This window comes from Microcoleus sp. LAD1_D3 (assembly GCF_036702135.1).
In the GTDB taxonomy this organism is placed as follows: domain Bacteria; phylum Cyanobacteriota; class Cyanobacteriia; order Cyanobacteriales; family Microcoleaceae; genus Microcoleus.
The window spans coordinates 13,402-29,554 of sequence record NZ_JAUBSB010000037.1 but is presented as its reverse complement, the minus strand read 5'-3'; the positions used below and the strand labels follow the sequence as shown (position 1 = coordinate 29,554).

The 16,153-nt window shown below is 47.3% G+C and carries 8 protein-coding genes and 1 CRISPR repeat array (1 of these 9 cut by a window edge); of the genes, 2 read left to right on the top strand and 6 right to left on the bottom strand.

All coding sequences use genetic code 11. The annotated features are described in order from the left end of the window. Positions 1 to 2,847: a CRISPR direct-repeat array (repeat unit 37 nt; unit sequence GTTTCAATCCCTGATAGGGAGTTAGGTTAATTGCGGC) (it extends 977 nt beyond the left edge of the window). Positions 2,848 to 3,126: 279 nt separating this feature from the next. The 5 genes from QUA74_RS19775 to QUA74_RS19755 all read right to left on the bottom strand — a co-directional run bounded on the left by QUA74_RS19775 (position 3,127) and on the right by QUA74_RS19755 (position 10,436). After that, positions 3,127 to 5,244, bottom strand: a complete 2,118-nt coding sequence (locus QUA74_RS19775; protein ID WP_333332615.1) for a DNA-binding protein — start codon at positions 5,242 to 5,244, stop codon at positions 3,127 to 3,129. 328 nt (positions 5,245 to 5,572) lie between these two features. Continuing rightward, a complete protein-coding gene (locus tag QUA74_RS19770) occupies positions 5,573 to 7,339 on the bottom strand; it encodes an NACHT C-terminal helical domain 2-containing protein (protein ID WP_333332612.1) in 1,767 nt (588 codons plus the stop codon). Positions 7,340 to 7,691: 352 nt separating this feature from the next. Then, positions 7,692 to 8,384 (bottom strand): hypothetical protein, encoded by a 693-nt coding sequence (locus QUA74_RS19765; protein ID WP_333332609.1) that lies wholly within the window; start codon positions 8,382 to 8,384, stop codon positions 7,692 to 7,694. Between the two features lie 191 nt (positions 8,385 to 8,575). Continuing rightward, positions 8,576 to 9,358, bottom strand: coding sequence for a PP2C family serine/threonine-protein phosphatase (locus QUA74_RS19760; protein WP_333332606.1), 783 nt, complete (start codon positions 9,356 to 9,358; stop codon positions 8,576 to 8,578). Positions 9,359 to 9,773: 415 nt separating this feature from the next. Next, positions 9,774 to 10,436, bottom strand: a complete 663-nt coding sequence (locus QUA74_RS19755; RefSeq protein WP_332953856.1) for a VWA domain-containing protein — start codon at positions 10,434 to 10,436, stop codon at positions 9,774 to 9,776. A 247-nt stretch (positions 10,437 to 10,683) separates the two neighbouring features. Here QUA74_RS19755 and QUA74_RS19750 point away from each other — a divergent pair, with 247 nt between their 5' ends. Both QUA74_RS19750 and QUA74_RS19745 read left to right on the top strand, forming a co-directional pair. Then, positions 10,684 to 11,286: a Uma2 family endonuclease gene (locus QUA74_RS19750; protein WP_333332603.1), complete on the top strand. Its 603-nt coding sequence runs from the start codon at positions 10,684 to 10,686 to the stop codon at positions 11,284 to 11,286. 52 nt (positions 11,287 to 11,338) lie between these two features. Then, positions 11,339 to 11,593, top strand: coding sequence for a DUF6737 family protein (locus tag QUA74_RS19745; RefSeq protein WP_333332599.1), 255 nt, complete (start codon positions 11,339 to 11,341; stop codon positions 11,591 to 11,593). Between the two features lie 276 nt (positions 11,594 to 11,869). Here the strand turns inward: QUA74_RS19745 and carB are convergent, their stop codons facing one another. Next, positions 11,870 to 15,181: a carbamoyl-phosphate synthase large subunit gene (gene carB, locus QUA74_RS19740; protein ID WP_333332684.1), complete on the bottom strand. Its 3,312-nt coding sequence runs from the start codon at positions 15,179 to 15,181 to the stop codon at positions 11,870 to 11,872. Between the last annotated feature and the right edge of the window lie 972 nt (positions 15,182 to 16,153).

The following is a 16,153-nucleotide window of genomic DNA, read 5'->3' as shown; positions in this document are numbered from 1 at the left end:
ATTGCGGCTAAACATTAAAGATGGGCAACTAGACTTTACTCAAAGTTTCAATCCCTGATAGGGAGTTAGGTTAATTGCGGCCTCTCATCTGGATATGTTTGAGCACTTGAGCCCGGTTTCAATCCCTGATAGGGAGTTAGGTTAATTGCGGCTGCGATCCATCTGGCGCTGCAAATAGCCGAGAAAGTTTCAATCCCTGATAGGGAGTTAGGTTAATTGCGGCCGGCTTAAAAGGAAGTGACTATCTCCGCATTTTTGGGTTTCAATCCCTGATAGGGAGTTAGGTTAATTGCGGCATGGCTGAAGACGAAAATGGCAACATCGTCTTTGAGTTTCAATCCCTGATAGGGAGTTAGGTTAATTGCGGCTACAGCTATCGGGACTTTTTTGCTTAAATCTACACTGTTTCAATCCCTGATAGGGAGTTAGGTTAATTGCGGCTGGTTTGGCTTGCGGGGTCGCATTCCGGGGCCATAAAGTTTCAATCCCTGATAGGGAGTTAGGTTAATTGCGGCTCTAAAAAGTTGCCCAGGGCCGCATTATCTTTCTCGCGTTTCAATCCCTGATAGGGAGTTAGGTTAATTGCGGCTAGCAGATTACGCACAGCAGCAAATTGATCGCTATGTTTCAATCCCTGATAGGGAGTTAGGTTAATTGCGGCACAGCATCAATTCACGTTCCGTAGTGAATATGGAGTTTCAATCCCTGATAGGGAGTTAGGTTAATTGCGGCTAGGTTTGGTAAGCTGACGGGGTTGTCGCGGGAGTTTCAATCCCTGATAGGGAGTTAGGTTAATTGCGGCCCTACCTGTGGATTCCCCTACATTATTTAAAAGTTTCAATCCCTGATAGGGAGTTAGGTTAATTGCGGCGAGGCCCAAAGTTTGCAGAAGCATTCCATGTACAAAAGTTTCAATCCCTGATAGGGAGTTAGGTTAATTGCGGCCGGAGCTCGGGCGATCGCCGGCCGAGCACTTTACTTGCTCGGTTTCAATCCCTGATAGGGAGTTAGGTTAATTGCGGCTCAAAATTAAGGCAAATTCCACAGTATCAGCGGGTTTCAATCCCTGATAGGGAGTTAGGTTAATTGCGGCTTTGATTCAACAATGAAGCGCTATCGCATAGAGGCTAAGGCTTTAAGCGAACTGTTTCAATCCCTGATAGGGAGTTAGGTTAATTGCGGCTCGCCAACAACAGACAACCTCTGACTCGATAACACTTGCGTTTCAATCCCTGATAGGGAGTTAGGTTAATTGCGGCATGAAGATTCGTTATCCATTCTTTGCCTGGACGCCACGTTTCAATCCCTGATAGGGAGTTAGGTTAATTGCGGCTCGCTGGCTTGGATTTTCGATCTTGCAGTTTTTCGGTTTCAATCCCTGATAGGGAGTTAGGTTAATTGCGGCTTACAGGTCTGACACATCACAAGTCCATATTTGGCGAGTTTCAATCCCTGATAGGGAGTTAGGTTAATTGCGGCTTTTTCCAGCCCAATCAGCTCCGGTGAGACCAACAGGTTTCAATCCCTGATAGGGAGTTAGGTTAATTGCGGCCTTAACAATCTCGGCTAGCTCAAAGTCATTTGAGAGTTCGTTTCAATCCCTGATAGGGAGTTAGGTTAATTGCGGCCCAAGAAGTTGTCGAGCCAGAAGCTAAAGTTATCGGGTTTCAATCCCTGATAGGGAGTTAGGTTAATTGCGGCTTGAGCAATTTGCACCGCCGACACACCAGCTTCCAGTTTCAATCCCTGATAGGGAGTTAGGTTAATTGCGGCTTTAAGAATCACTTCTCGTTTTTATCAAGAAGGTTTCAATCCCTGATAGGGAGTTAGGTTAATTGCGGCAGATTTAGTTTTATTTGTCCCGGCTCTGTTTGTGTTTCAATCCCTGATAGGGAGTTAGGTTAATTGCGGCATTTTCAATTCGCGGCTGGCACAGAAAAACCGCGTTTCAATCCCTGATAGGGAGTTAGGTTAATTGCGGCTCTCGCCTTTCCTCATTTCCATAATACTATTATGTTTCAATCCCTGATAGGGAGTTAGGTTAATTGCGGCAACCATTGAAGGTTCCAGTTCTGGCAGACCTTGCCAAAGTTTCAATCCCTGATAGGGAGTTAGGTTAATTGCGGCGGAGTAAACCTTACTTACCCCATAGCTCAAAAATTGTTTCAATCCCTGATAGGGAGTTAGGTTAATTGCGGCACAAACCCACAAGCCACAGGAGCAACCGACCGAGGTTTCAATCCCTGATAGGGAGTTAGGTTAATTGCGGCTGAATCATTGGGGCTTAGAAGCGGCTTGCTAGAAGTTTCAATCCCTGATAGGGAGTTAGGTTAATTGCGGCCAAATCAGGGACGACGTTGCAGACCAAATTATCCGTTTCAATCCCTGATAGGGAGTTAGGTTAATTGCGGCTGGAAAATAAGAAGAATGGCAAAATTTAGACTTTATGTTTCAATCCCTGATAGGGAGTTAGGTTAATTGCGGCGTAAGAGCCTGCTAGGTCGGCATATTCTGCAAGTTTCAATCCCTGATAGGGAGTTAGGTTAATTGCGGCTCTTATCAGCTTTGAAGCTTTCAATTTTGGCTCTTGTTTCAATCCCTGATAGGGAGTTAGGTTAATTGCGGCCTTGTCTAGTGGAGGTCGAAATGTTACAGGTGGGTTTCAATCCCTGATAGGGAGTTAGGTTAATTGCGGCGTAATTTCCTCCAGACTGGGTAGTGGAAAAATGTTTCAATCCCTGATAGGGAGTTAGGTTAATTGCGGCTAAAGCATTCGCAGCGGTAAACTTGCCCCCCGTACCAGGGGTAAAGTTTCAATCCCTGATAGGGAGTTAGGTTAATTGCGGCCGCCCGTTCCAGAAGCCTTGCTGTATTTGGTTTTCAACGTTCATTTGCGTCTGCATAAAACAAAAGTACCATTTCAGCCTTCGACTTGTCAATACCCAACTTTTCAGACAGCCCTCAAACCCTTGTCCTGCATAGATTTCAGCGATTGCGTCTACCATTTTATTGGTTGAAGTGCCTCTAACCCTTACAGGATCTACATTATAGCCCCCCAATTTAACACCTCGATTTTTACACCTACTCATAGACGCATTTTCAACCCAAAAACACACATCAACCCGATCACCACTTCCCCAAAGCCCCCCAAACAGTACCCGAAACCACCCCCCAAATCGCCCCCAAACCAGCCCCCACGATCGCCCCCGCCACAGGCCCCAACTCCACCGGCACCCCAGCGCTAACAGCCGGAAACATCGCAGACACCACCGCCCCCAACACAGCACCCGCAAAAGTCCCCAAAAAACTACCCCAAATCGCCCCCAAAGTCCCACCACTTACACCCGAAGGCTGAAACGAAATCGGCAACTTCGGCGCAAACCCGCAAAAACCCAACAAACCCCCAGAAACCACACCCCCAACAGAACCGACACCAGCCGCCACGATCGCCACACCCAGCAGCACACCCGCAAACTTATCCACCGACTGCATCTGGACACCGTATTGCTGCCAAACCACCAGCCCCCCCCCCAAAAAAACACCAGCCAGAGTCCCCACAAACGAGCCCCAGACGGCCCCCAAATACCCTCCACGTCTGCCCCACACCCTACCCATCGGCAGCGCCAGAGGAGGCCGAAAACTCGCCCAAACACAGCCCCAGACAGCACCAACCACCGCCCCAGCCAAAATCCTCTCCCCGATTCCCGGAGTGCTATTAATCGCGCCAAACACCGCACCGCCGATCGCCGCCAACAAAAAAGCCCCCCAAGACGCCCCCACCAAAACTCCGCCCCACTTCCGCCAAATCTGATTCGGTGGCAAAGTAAAAACGCCCCACATCACCCCAAAAAAACAGCCCCAAATCGAACCAACAAAAATCGCCCCCAAAATAGCACTGCCGCCCTCAGCTATTGCCGAATAAATCCCCCCGATCGCCGCCAAACACAAACTACCCCAAACACCTCCCCAAGCAGCGTCCTGAAAAATGCGCTCAAACTTGCCCACGGGAATCTGAGGCGCAGGAGTCCGACTCCGAGAAGACATCGGCATCGGTAGCAACGGCACTGCGTACTGGCCGAGGGGGCGTGACAGCCCCGTGGAGGGCTGTTGCCGACGCATTGCTGGCTGGGGTACGACAGGCGGTGGTTGGGGCTTTTTACGCTTGATTTTCCCCGGCTGCAAGTGCAATCCGTGGCTGACTGCTTGCCGCGAAGGAAACGGATCGCGGCCTTTGAGGAGTTTTGCCCGATCGCACCAAGGGCAGCGACTGAGATGATTTCCATATTTATGCTGACTATTTCTGCTGCAAGTAACCAAAGCATCTTCCGCTTCCCGAATCGCATTCACCCAAGTTTTCGCATCCGGGCGCGCCGCAGGATTGCCGTGCCCTTCCTCAAAACAGCGGATAAACATCTGCCGCAGTCGCGGATGCAGCATCTCAAAAGGAGGCGCAGCGGGCATCGGGCGGTAGGGAATCCGTTTCGTACCTGTAGGGAAATGGCCCGATCGAATTCTCGCTTCCAAAGACGGTGGTTCATCGCTACCGAGATAAACTCCCGCAAACGGGTGCGTACCTTCCATCAGCAATTGAAAAATTAATACCGCTAAACCGAACAAATCGTGCTCTGGAGATCGATCGATATCGCGAAAAGTCTGGCCCTGCAACTCCGGCGGCGTAAACTCTGGTTTCCCCACGGGACACCGATAAACGTAACCCGTATAAGGATCGCGCACTTGAAACGAATCCGTGTCTACCAGCGTTACCAACGCCGTATCCGTCACGAGAATGTTCGACTCGTTTACGTCGCCGATGACGTAACCCCTGACGTGGAGGGCATTTACAGCCGAGGCGAGATTTCTGGCGGTACGGTGGAGGTAAAGATAGCTAAATAGCGGTTTTTGTTCGCGCCTGGTTTTGGGAGTGTAAAAAGTGTGTACCGGCATCACTTTGTTGACGCGCGGCATCACAAAACCGACGATTTTTTCTCGCCCGCCGACAGTATGCAGCAAATCGATCGGCCAAGCAATGGAAGCGTGCCCGGGTTCCGCGATCGGCGCATCCGGCGGCATACTGAACATGACTGTGAGTTTGTCGCCGTCTTCGTCTGTCGGTTTGTGGTAGATTTTTGCTACAAGGGACGAGTCTTGGGCGATCGGGTAGATGCGACCTTCACCCCCACTGGCGATCGCGGTTTTGGTGTCGATCGCAATCAGTTGTCCGCTAAATTGGCGCTGCAACTGCATAGAATTCGGTTATGGGATACAGGATTTGGAAGCCATGACTCAATAAACTTGACTTGCCCATTAAATCTTACCTTTGTTATGACTTAGGCATCGGTGACGAGAGACCGGGTTTTTCACCAAAAGACGCGTTGCAGCCCGCAGATTCGGTAAAAAACCCGGTTTCTTGGGTGGGAGTGGGTAAGCCCTGTTGCTGTTAGTGGGATGGGCATCCCGCCCGTCCATCCATTAGTGGGATGGGCGTCCCGCCCGTCCATCCATTAGTGGGATGGGCGTCCCGCCCGTCCATCCATTAGTGGGATGGGCATCCTGCCCGTCCGCGCTATCAAAATTAAATATGAACCAGCTCCAAATCCACCGACAATAACAACATTTTATCCTCAATTTTTTGTCTGACGGCCGGTGTCACCTGACAATTATCGCTGTTGAGGCATTCCACCAGCAAGTTGTGGGCATAATAATACTGTTTCAGCAAAGTTTTCTGTTGAGGGCGAAAGTCTCGATTGTAGCCGATCGTAGTTTTGAATTTTGCCAACCAACAGCCACCGCAATCTTTGCGCCACTTTTTCCAGTTTTGCAAATCAGGCATCTCAGTCTGAAATTGTGCCAGCAGTTGTGTAAGTTCTGGTTCAATATCCAGCGCCCAAATGCCAACCAAGATATCCGCCACATCATTCTCCAAAGCCAATTTCCGAGACTCGTTAACCTCCGCAAATTCTAGATTTTTTCCAGTCTTTGCCAAACAATTCCGCCACTTGCGAACTTTCGATCTATCAAACTTCAGACTCGGATCGAGGACGCGAGTCAAAGCCAAATCGAGGACGCAAACTAAGGCAACATAAAAAGCGCGAATTTCGACTGGTTTAAAATTCCTTTGCACTAACTGAGACTTGTGATTTGCCCAGATTAGCAACTGCTGCAAAGTTTCATCTTTAGCCACCATGCTGTCAACTTTTTGTTGCATCAGCAGCAAAAGTTCGTCAGCAGGTTGCAAAATGCTGACAACTCTCACAAATTCATTTTTCCACTTTTTGTCTGTAATCCGGCTGACCAATTCTGGCAGCGATTCCGGGTTCGCACTGTCAATCAGATATTCTGGTTGAGTGTCGCTTTCCTCTAGCAGTTCGTCAACTGCGGTTTTGATAAAGTTATCCACCAACCAGTCGCGGGTACGCGAGAAATTGCTTTCCAACTCTAGGTAATGGCTGCCTAATTTTGCCTTAAAGTCTTTGGGAAAAATCTCTTTTGCCACCAACATATTTTTCCAGCGAGTTAGCTGGCTGCTGTTGCGTTCGGGAAAGCGGTGATACAAATAGTCGATCGCGATCGCATCTAGAATATCCGCACCCAGGATTTCCCGCCGTTTTACCTCGTTTTCCAGCGCAACTTGTCGGCGCTGAGTTAGATCCAGATGCTGGCTAACAGTTGGTTCAATCAAGCGCTGAATCAGCCAGTTTCCCCCACGAAAAAAATCCCGGTCAAACTCCAAGTAAATCGCGCCAAACAAAGCTTCACAAGTCTCTGAAAAAATTCTATTGTACTCGCTTTCTTCTGTTTCTTTCCCTTTCCAAACACGCCAATTAAGTTCGTTTAATTTCAAATTCTGTGCAAAAGCCGCAAGTTTTTTCGGGTCGGCTAAACGAGCTTTTAAGGTTGAGATAGCATCTGGATCGAGTTGTGGATATTCGCGGTACAGGTAATCGGTAACAACAGCACCGAAAATAGCTCCGCCTAAGAGTGACAGCCGTTTGTACTTAACCTCTTGCCAAGCGGGAGACTCTTCCGGGCGATCGGAGTAATAGCTGATAGAGTAACGGCTATTTAAGGCGATTTCCAGTAGTTTTGTCTGCTGAAAGCTGGGAATGTCGATCGCTGCTTTGACTGCTTCAATATCTACATTCTTATGTTTAATTCGCTCTAATTCTTCTTCACATTTACCCCACTTTTCCAACCAATCACCCCCCGCATCTTCAACATACAAATCTACAAAATCTACCCCGTAATTCATCCATTCATCCTGCATTTTTCTGGCTGCTTCCAGTTCTTCCCAGACTTTCTGCAATTTATTTTCAACGGTGTGTGTACCTTGTACTGTCATAGTATTTGATTTTGATGTAATTAGATTTTATTTCCCACAATTTCACCGCAATTAAATCAAATCTCAATTCAATTTATAGCTAATTGCTAGTTATTTCACCCGATTGATTGCTGCGGTAAATCTTCCCATTGCTTAGCCTTCTTATCAAGCATTTGTTGCCACCGTCTCGCAGACTCCTCCCGGAAACAGAAAAGGGGAGGAAAAATCTTGGTCTGTTTTACCTTTTCCAGAAGCAGGCTGGGGGTTAGGTTTTTGGCATTGTCGAAAATTGTGCAATATGTGAGTGAGTCAAAATTTCTTTTTCACGGAGTTTGGAGCAGTCGAATTATTCTCAGCAGCAGATATGCTGGATTTACGGGAACTTGAGGTAACGACCTGCGGGCAAATTATCGCTATTATATAATGCAATGTTAACTAGCTGGTTCAGGAAATTTGCATCATTTTTATCATAACTTAAAAATAATCCTCTGTCAATCCCCCAATCTTGAAGAGTTTGTTGCCAATTCTGATATTTTTGTTGAGAAAACTCATCCGAAAGAGTAGTAACTTGAATACAGAGGGGCTGCTGTTGGCGGTTGCTAACGATCGAATCGGTTGCCATAGAAAGATCGGCAACATATCGATACAAAACAGTGCCTTGGCGATCGACAATTCGGGCTGCGATCGCACGAATGACGAGATCGTCAGCCGGATCGAATTTACCGGCTTTGAGTTTTTGTTTCCAGATGTAAAATTTGCGATCGTTTTCGCTCAGCCATTTAGGAAATAGATAGCTGTACCAATACCTTTCCCCCGGCGTCATTAACTCAAAAGCGGCTTGCTGTTCTCTTTCCGAAGGTAGAGATTGAACTGCCAGCCAAACCTGAGAATCTCGGATAAGCTGTAGCAAAAAAGCCATCACAAATTTCTTAGCAGTTAGCGAACCGGGTTTAACATCTTTCACCCAGCGATTGATTTCATCCAATCTTCTCGCCAAACTCGGCTCTATTGGATCTGCTGCGCTAATTAGAGAGTTGAGCTTATCCTTAATCTCTTGTGCTTGCAAACGACGACCTACTGTACAAACTAAAGCAGAATTGTTGACACCTCGATTTTATTATAGAACCGCGCCAAATTTTCACCGCTCATTACGTTGAACGCATTACACTTGTTGCAAAATTCAGAATCGGAAATTTTTAACCGCCGATCAACGCCAATTCACGCAGATGGGTGTTGGCGTTGGCAAAATGTCTATTTTTAATTGTCCTGTGCCTCCGAACTCGAAAAAGTTGCTAACAATAAAGTTAAGTCATCATCGGTGCGTTCGGAAACGCGGGGCGATCGCAAAAATGATTCTAACTGCTGTTTCGCATCTTCCTCTTCTTTCCACTCGCCAGAAAACCGAAACAAAGGCGCAAAAAACGGCCCGTGCGGCGTACCTTCCGGGATTTTGAGAGCTAGCATTTGCAAGCCGTCGGAAAAAACGGCTAAGTGCCGCAGTTTTTCCCGCAGTACCTGAAATTGCGCTGTTTCGATCGCATTCGGCGAAATCAAAAAGATAGTTTCGTTGATGTATTCGCCGCAGGGAGGTACAGTCAGGGCGATCGCATTTCCTGCACTATCACCCGCTACCGCCGCACCGTCACCGATTTGAGCAACTGCGATTAATTCCGGCGTAGCAACAACAGCAATTAAAGTACAAGCTAAATCTCTCGCAGCCACTTCCCGCACTGCCGCTTCTGCTTCCACCTGCGCCCGCGCAACTTGCAGTGATGCTGTCAAGAATACCTGCCATTCGTCGTCATTTTCAGGCAGCCTTTCCTGTTGGCAAATCGTTTCGACAACCGCTTCCACAGCAATTTTCGCCCCAACTTCTGCGAGTGCTGCCGAACCCGCACCATCGGCAACTGCTGCCGCTAAAACACCGTTTGGCAAGAGACGCCAGCAGTGGGCATCTTGACAAGGCTGCGCTCTTTTTTCGTGGCTCGTACCTATCACCGATGCCGCTACAACTTGCCAATTAAAGGATGAATTCTGCATTAATAACTCTTTAACTCAAAACTTCGTAAATTCACAACTATGCAACGTCTGGACGGGTTTATTTATCCCTAATTACAGCACTTTTCTGGGTTCGTAGGTACTAGCCCTTGTAGGGACACGGCGCCGTACCCTCATAGTGTCAACTTAAGGCTAAAACCCTTGATAAATCTCGTTTTTACCTGAGTCTAGATCCCCCTAAATCCCCCTTAAGAAGGGGGACTTTAAGAAGACCCCTGTGGCCCCCTTCTTAAGGGGAGCGCCGGGGGGTTCTAGGCTTAATAGTCAGACAGTATTCTGTGACTGGGTTGGAAGTTAAGTTGACACCAATGGGCTTTTGGAGTGTCCCTACGGCACTCTTACTAATGACCAATGACTAATGACTAATGACCAATGACTAATGACTAATGACTAATAACTAAACCGTTCCCCATCCGGGTGGCGGCAGTGCTACTTGTTCATCAATTTTTGAGTGAGAAACTCTCTGCATACTAGCCGACAGCCAGATGAACATCTCTCTAAAGTCTAATCCTCTCAATTTTACAGGCGTGCGCTCGACAATTTGCGCCAGACGGGTGATATTAGCACCTTCCACTCCGACTGCAAAAAATGCCACGCGCTTGTTAGTTTCTTCCTCTTTAATCCGCTGTGCTGCTATTTCCACAACATCGTCGGATTCGCCTTGAGGTTCGCCGTCAGTAATCATGAATACCCACGGGCGGTAGTAGGTAATGCCGTTGTTGCGGTATTCGGATTTGCGGGCGGCAATGGTATCTAATGCTAGCTGAATGCCTGCGCCCATGTGGGTTTGTCCTTGAGCTGTCAGCAGTGGCGTCTCGAACTGGTCGGCGGTCACGAAGTCTTGCACCACTTTGATATGATTGTCAAATGAAATAATCGCGACTTCGACTCGCTTTTTAGCTAGTTCGTCTTTAATTAGGTCATTCCTAAAAATTTCCAGCCCCTCATTCAAGGCATCTATGGGTGCGCCTTGCATGGAGCCTGATGTGTCCAGCAGGAGGACGCAGGGACAGCGCGGCTCTGGGTTTTCGGCAAATTCTACGGCTTCGTCTAGTCTCATGGTTCGGGGTTGACCTGGGAGTGGCTCGATTTCTAGGTTTGTTACTTTCTACCCTAGCAAGTAGGTGACATATTTAACTCAATCTGCCGGCTGGCGATCGTATTTTACCATTTACCTGAATCGATTTGAGATTTTTAATTGTAGATTTTAGATTTTATAATTGGATGTCTGCGGTCAAAAAAACAAATTCATTCCTACCTGTGGTAATATAGACTAATAGTATTACTGCAAAATAAAGATAAATCTTATGATTGCAACAGTCACGCAAAAATTAACATTTGACCAATTCCTTGTAGAATGTCCACAAGATGGACGCTATGAACTGGTAAATGGAGAAATTGTAGAGATGAATGCCACAAGCAATCATGATGATGTTGCTGATTTTACGTCTGACTCATTTAAAGATGAAATTAAACGGCTAAGTTTAAATTATGTAGTCAAAAATACCGCCGTTATCAGAACTGTAAGTAAAGCCGGCATCGAACAAGGGCGGAGACCGGATGTCAGCGTCATCGATCGCGATTTATGGCGATCGAACCGTTCTGCTTATGCTGCATTGCGGGAACCAATTCAACTGGCAGTGGAAGTAACATCAACAAATTGGGAGGACGATTATATAGACAAATTGGACGAATATCGGCGCCTCGGAGTTCCTGAGTATTGGATTGTCGATTATTTAGCAATTGGCAGCAGGGAATTTCTGGGAAACCCCAAAGTTCCAACTGTATTTGTTCACCTTTTGGATGCAGATGGCAACTATCAAAGAAGCGCATTTAAAGGCAGCGAACGAATTGTATCGCGGACTTTTCCCGAATTAACGCTGACAGCAGAAGAGGTGATGAATGTTTAACTTCGGTTAATCCAGCTAGCCAGACTATTCTCCATAAACAATCACTAAAAATATGAAATCTCTTTCTGATAAAAAACTTTCTAATCAAAAAGCTATTAGTCCTTGGAGTTACAAACCTTGGTGGTGCCAGCCTTGGTCGATTCTTTTAACTGGTATTAGCCTGATTAGCGGTAGTTGGTTTTTGTTAAAAACTGTTTGGATAACTGTTTTAGTTGCGATTCCTTTATTAGCTTGGATGGGTTTTTTCTTGTTAGTTTGGCCCAGGTTGATGCTGTCTAGCGGAGTTTTAGATTCCGATGCAGATTAGGTTTTGGTGGTGCGAACCCTATGTTTACCGCTTAACCCCAAATACCGCCAGGGGTGGAAACCCACGAGGCTTTTCGCCAAAGTCCTCGCTTCCTAGCACTAAATAATTCATTAGTCCTCGGAAGCGAAGACTTCAGCTTTGAGGCAGGGGTTTAAACCCCTGCCGGACTGTGGGTGTTGCCTTAAGTTGAGACCAATGTTTGGGCGGTGCGCGGTGCACACCCTACGTTGTGGGTAAGGTGCGCGATGCACACCCTACATTTGAGTGTTTCGCAGTCTAGATTTGCGGGTAATAGTCTTGAATTGCTTTTACTTCCATCGGGTGGGATTTGAGCGATCGAATTCCGGCTGCTGTCGCTTTGGCACCGGCTATTGTCGTAATAATCGGGATTTTGTAAGTCAAAGCTGTGCGGCGGATAAAGATGCCGTCGGCTCGGGAGTCTTCGCCGGAAGGCGTGGTGATAATTAGTTGAATTTTCTCATTCTTGATCGAATCCAACAAATTAGGCCGCCCTTCGTGCAGTTTCAATTCCAACTCTACCTGTAAACCTTGCTCTTGCAAAACTTTGCGTGTCCCGTGAGTTGCGACTACTCTGAAGCCCAATTCTAAGAATTCCTTGACAACGGGTACAACTGCTAGTTTGTCCCGATCGCGCATCGAAACCAGCACGGTTCCAAACAGCGGCATCATTTGTCCAGTACCTAATTGAGCTTTGGCAAAGGCTTTGCCAAAATCGGTGTCAATTCCCATGACTTCGCCGGTCGATCGCATTTCTGGCCCTAACAAGGTATCAGTTCCCGGGAACTTAGCAAAGGGCAATACAGCTTCTTTTACCGAAACATGAGTGGGTATAATCTCTTCAGTAAAACCCAAAGCTTCTAGAGTTGTACCAGACATGACTCGCGAGGCTATTTTTGCTAAGGGAACTCCGATCGCCTTCGACACGAAAGGCACTGTTCGAGAAGCGCGCGGGTTAGCTTCCAAAATGAAAACTTCTTCCCCTTGAACAGCAAATTGAATATTCATCAACCCGATAACTTTCAGGGATTTTGCTAATTCTACAGTCCAGCGGCGGATTGTTGCCAAAGCTGCGTCAGGAAGCGTTTGGTAAGGGATAGAACAAGCAGAGTCGCCGGAGTGGATTCCCGCTTCCTCGATGTGCTCCATAATACCGCCGATCGTCACATTGCCCGTAACATCGGCGATCGCATCTACATCCACCTCGATCGCATTCTCCAAAAACTTATCAATTAAAATCGGATGATCGGGTTCTACCAGCACGGCATAGGTCATGTAACGTTCCAATTCCGTATCGGAATAAACAATTTCCATTGCTCGCCCGCCCAACACGTAACTCGGTCGCACCACTACCGGATAACCGATCCGTTGAGCTACTATTAAAGCATCCTCAAAACTACGGGCCAAACCGTTAGCAGCTTGCTGAATATCCAATTCCCGCAGAATCTTTTCAAATCGCTCCCTGTCTTCAGCCATATCAATGGAATCCGGCGAAGTTCCCCAGATTTTTGTTTGTACGTCGGGGTGATTTTCCAGAGCTTTTTGTAAAGGAAGCGCTAATTTTAGCGGGGTTTGTCCGCCAAACTGAATAATTATTCCCTCGGGATTTTCGGCTTCGATGATGTTGAGAACATCTTCTTTTGTTAGCGGTTCAAAATACAGGCGATCGCTCGTATCATAATCCGTCGAAACCGTTTCCGGGTTCGAGTTGACCATAATTGTCTCAAAGCCGTCTTCTCCTAGGGAATAGGAAGCGTGACAGCAGCAGTAATCAAACTCAATTCCCTGTCCGATCCGGTTGGGCCCGCCACCTAAAATCATCACTTTTCGTTTGGTAGAAGGCAAAACTTCCGACTCCGGCGCGAGACTGTGGCCTACAGGCGAAATTTTCTTTTCTTCATCGCCCAATTCCCAAATTGCCGCACCCGCTTCGTAGGTGGAATAATAATACGGTGTAAACGCTTCAAATTCAGCGGCACAGGTATCGACTGTTTTGTAAATCGGAATTACCCCTAACTGTTTGCGGTAAGCGCGGACTTGATCTTCCGATGTTTTGGTGGCGTAAGCAATTTGGCGATCGCTAAATCCCAACTGCTTTACTTCAAACATTGTCTCTTTTGTCAACTGTTCCAACCGCGTTCGTTTCAAGAACTTTTCAGTTTCCAGCAATTCCTGCATTTTATCCAAAAACCAAGGGTCGATTGCTGTGAACTCGAAGATATCTTCCACCGACATTCCCATCATCATCGCGTGGCGAACTGTAAAAATGCGATCGGGATTTGGCGTCCGCAATCCGGCGCGAATTTGTTCCAAACTCGGTAACTTTTCCGGTTTGTCGCACCCGAAACCTGCACGGCCTGTTTCCAATCCCCGCAGGGCTTTTTGGAAGGATTCGTTGAAGCTACGCCCGATCGCCATTACCTCCCCAACTGACTTCATTTGCGTTGTCAGAGTCGGTTCGGAACCGGGGAACTTTTCAAAGGCAAATCGGGGAATCTTCGTCACCACGTAGTCAATTGTCGGCTCAAAAGACGCCGGAGTTTTCTTGGTAATATCGTTGGAAATTTCGTCTAGGCTGTAACCTACCGCTAATTTTGCCGCCATTTTAGCAATGGGGAAACCAGTTGCTTTCGAGGCCAAGGCGGAGGAACGGGAAACCCTAGGGTTCATTTCAATAACGATGAAATCTCCGTTGACTGGATTGACAGCAAATTGAATATTGGAACCGCCGGTTTCAACTCCGATTTCGCGAATAATTTTCACCGACGCATCCCGCAGGCGCTGATATTCTTTGTCTGTGAGAGTTTGCGCCGGGGCGACGGTGATAGAATCGCCGGTGTGGACGCCCATCGGGTCGAGATTCTCGATCGAACAAATAATCACTACATTATCTGCCAAATCTCGCATTACTTCGAGTTCGTACTCTTTCCAACCAATCAAAGATTGTTCGATCAAAATTTGCGATACCGGACTGGCGTCAATCCCACCTTGGGCCATTTCTTCAAACTCTTCTTGATTGTAAGAAATGCCGCCTCCCGTACCTCCCATTGTAAAAGCAGGACGAATAATTAATGGATAACTGCCGATTTGGTGACCAATTGCTTTGGCTTCGTCGAGAGTGTTGGCAATTCCCGAAGGGCAAACGGCGACCCCAATTCGTGCCATCGCTTCCTTAAATAATAGCCGATCTTCTGCCATTTCAATTGCTGGCAACTTAGCACCAATCAACTCGACTTTGTATTTTTCTAAAACGCCATTTTTAGCGAGTGCAACTGCTAAATTTAGCGCCGTTTGACCGCCCATAGTCGGTAAAATTGCTTGAGGTCTTTCTTTAGCGATGATTTGTTCGAGGATGACTGGCGTTAGAGGTTCGATGTAAATGCGATCGGCAGTTTCCGGATCTGTCATAATCGTTGCAGGGTTGGAATTCACCAACACTACTTCAAAACCTTCTTCTCGCAAAGCTTTGCAAGCTTGTGTTCCTGAATAGTCAAATTCGCACGCTTGACCGATAACAATTGGGCCGGAACCAATGAGAAGAATCTTTTTTAAGTCTTGACGACGGGGCATAGGTTCGTAATTAGTAATTGGACAAGGTGGAGGATTAATTTGATATTTTGCATCAGTCTTAGAAACAGGCTTTCTAAGCTGTTCCACCAAAAGCTTACTCAAAATAGTGCAAGTTTTGTTGTTAATTTGAAATTGTGCACCATTCTCAGCATTTTGGAAGCAGAACCTCGCAACTCCGGCTGACAGACACCCCCAGCTAACCAGAAATATTGATGAGAAAAGGGTGCAGTCGATCGGTAAATCAAGACTATTTTAAGTGTTGCGGTCAAATCGTGTTCTAAAATACACAATCCGTGTCTTCCGCCGGATTAATCATTTTAGGGACTTAGCCCAAGGCGTGTCCTGACTGTGGGGAACGGGTAGAATTAACCGGGTTGGATGATGAAATTTTCCGTAGCTTGCGGGGCCGGACGCCATCTCCCTCGGAGGATGTGACAATCCGAGATCCAGCCATGTAGGCGCGGCGATGGAGGACACGGCATGGCCGTGTCCAAAGCGTGTCCAACTTAAGCCCATCCTCCGCCAGTCCTCCCATCCGCCCGTCAGTCCGCCAGGGAATGAATTCCCTGTCTAATAACTAAAGTCCTCTCAAGAGGACTAATGAGTTTAAAAGTGTTCTTCTGAGTCCTCATAGCGAGAACTTGAGTTTTGAGGAAGGGGTTTCAACCCCTCTTGGACTGCGGGTTTAGCGTGTTTGTTGACAGGACGAAAGGCGCGGTGTCGTTTCCCTACCGTATTTCAGCCTATTTTTAAGCTTTGCGCGATCGGCGAATGAGTACGCTTATAACTTGTCCCGGCTTTGCACCTCGCTGCGGCGGGATCCAATCCCCGACTTGGGCAAATCCTAGTCGGTACAAGGTGTGGATGGTTTATAACACGGCTGCGCGGGAACCGACAACCGTTATCCGCACGACTTCCTGTTCCGATACTGCTGAGTTGTCATTTGGACGCGCGGAAAAGTTATCGTCAGGT

What these genes read in the sequence shown, in the direction of transcription:
- QUA74_RS19775 (WP_333332615.1), bottom strand. Translation starts at nt 5,244, where the DNA reads ATGCAGTTGCAGCGCCAATTTAGCGGACAACTGATTGCGATCGACACC.
- QUA74_RS19770 (WP_333332612.1), bottom strand. Translation starts at nt 7,339, where the DNA reads ATGACAGTACAAGGTACACACACCGTTGAAAATAAATTGCAGAAAGTC.
- QUA74_RS19760 (WP_333332606.1), bottom strand. Translation starts at nt 9,358, where the DNA reads ATGCAGAATTCATCCTTTAATTGGCAAGTTGTAGCGGCATCGGTGATA.
- QUA74_RS19755 (WP_332953856.1), bottom strand. Translation starts at nt 10,436, where the DNA reads ATGAGACTAGACGAAGCCGTAGAATTTGCCGAAAACCCAGAGCCGCGC.
- QUA74_RS19750 (WP_333332603.1), top strand. Translation starts at nt 10,684, where the DNA reads ATGATTGCAACAGTCACGCAAAAATTAACATTTGACCAATTCCTTGTA.
- QUA74_RS19745 (WP_333332599.1), top strand. Translation starts at nt 11,339, where the DNA reads ATGAAATCTCTTTCTGATAAAAAACTTTCTAATCAAAAAGCTATTAGT.
- carB (WP_333332684.1), bottom strand. Translation starts at nt 15,181, where the DNA reads ATGCCCCGTCGTCAAGACTTAAAAAAGATTCTTCTCATTGGTTCCGGC.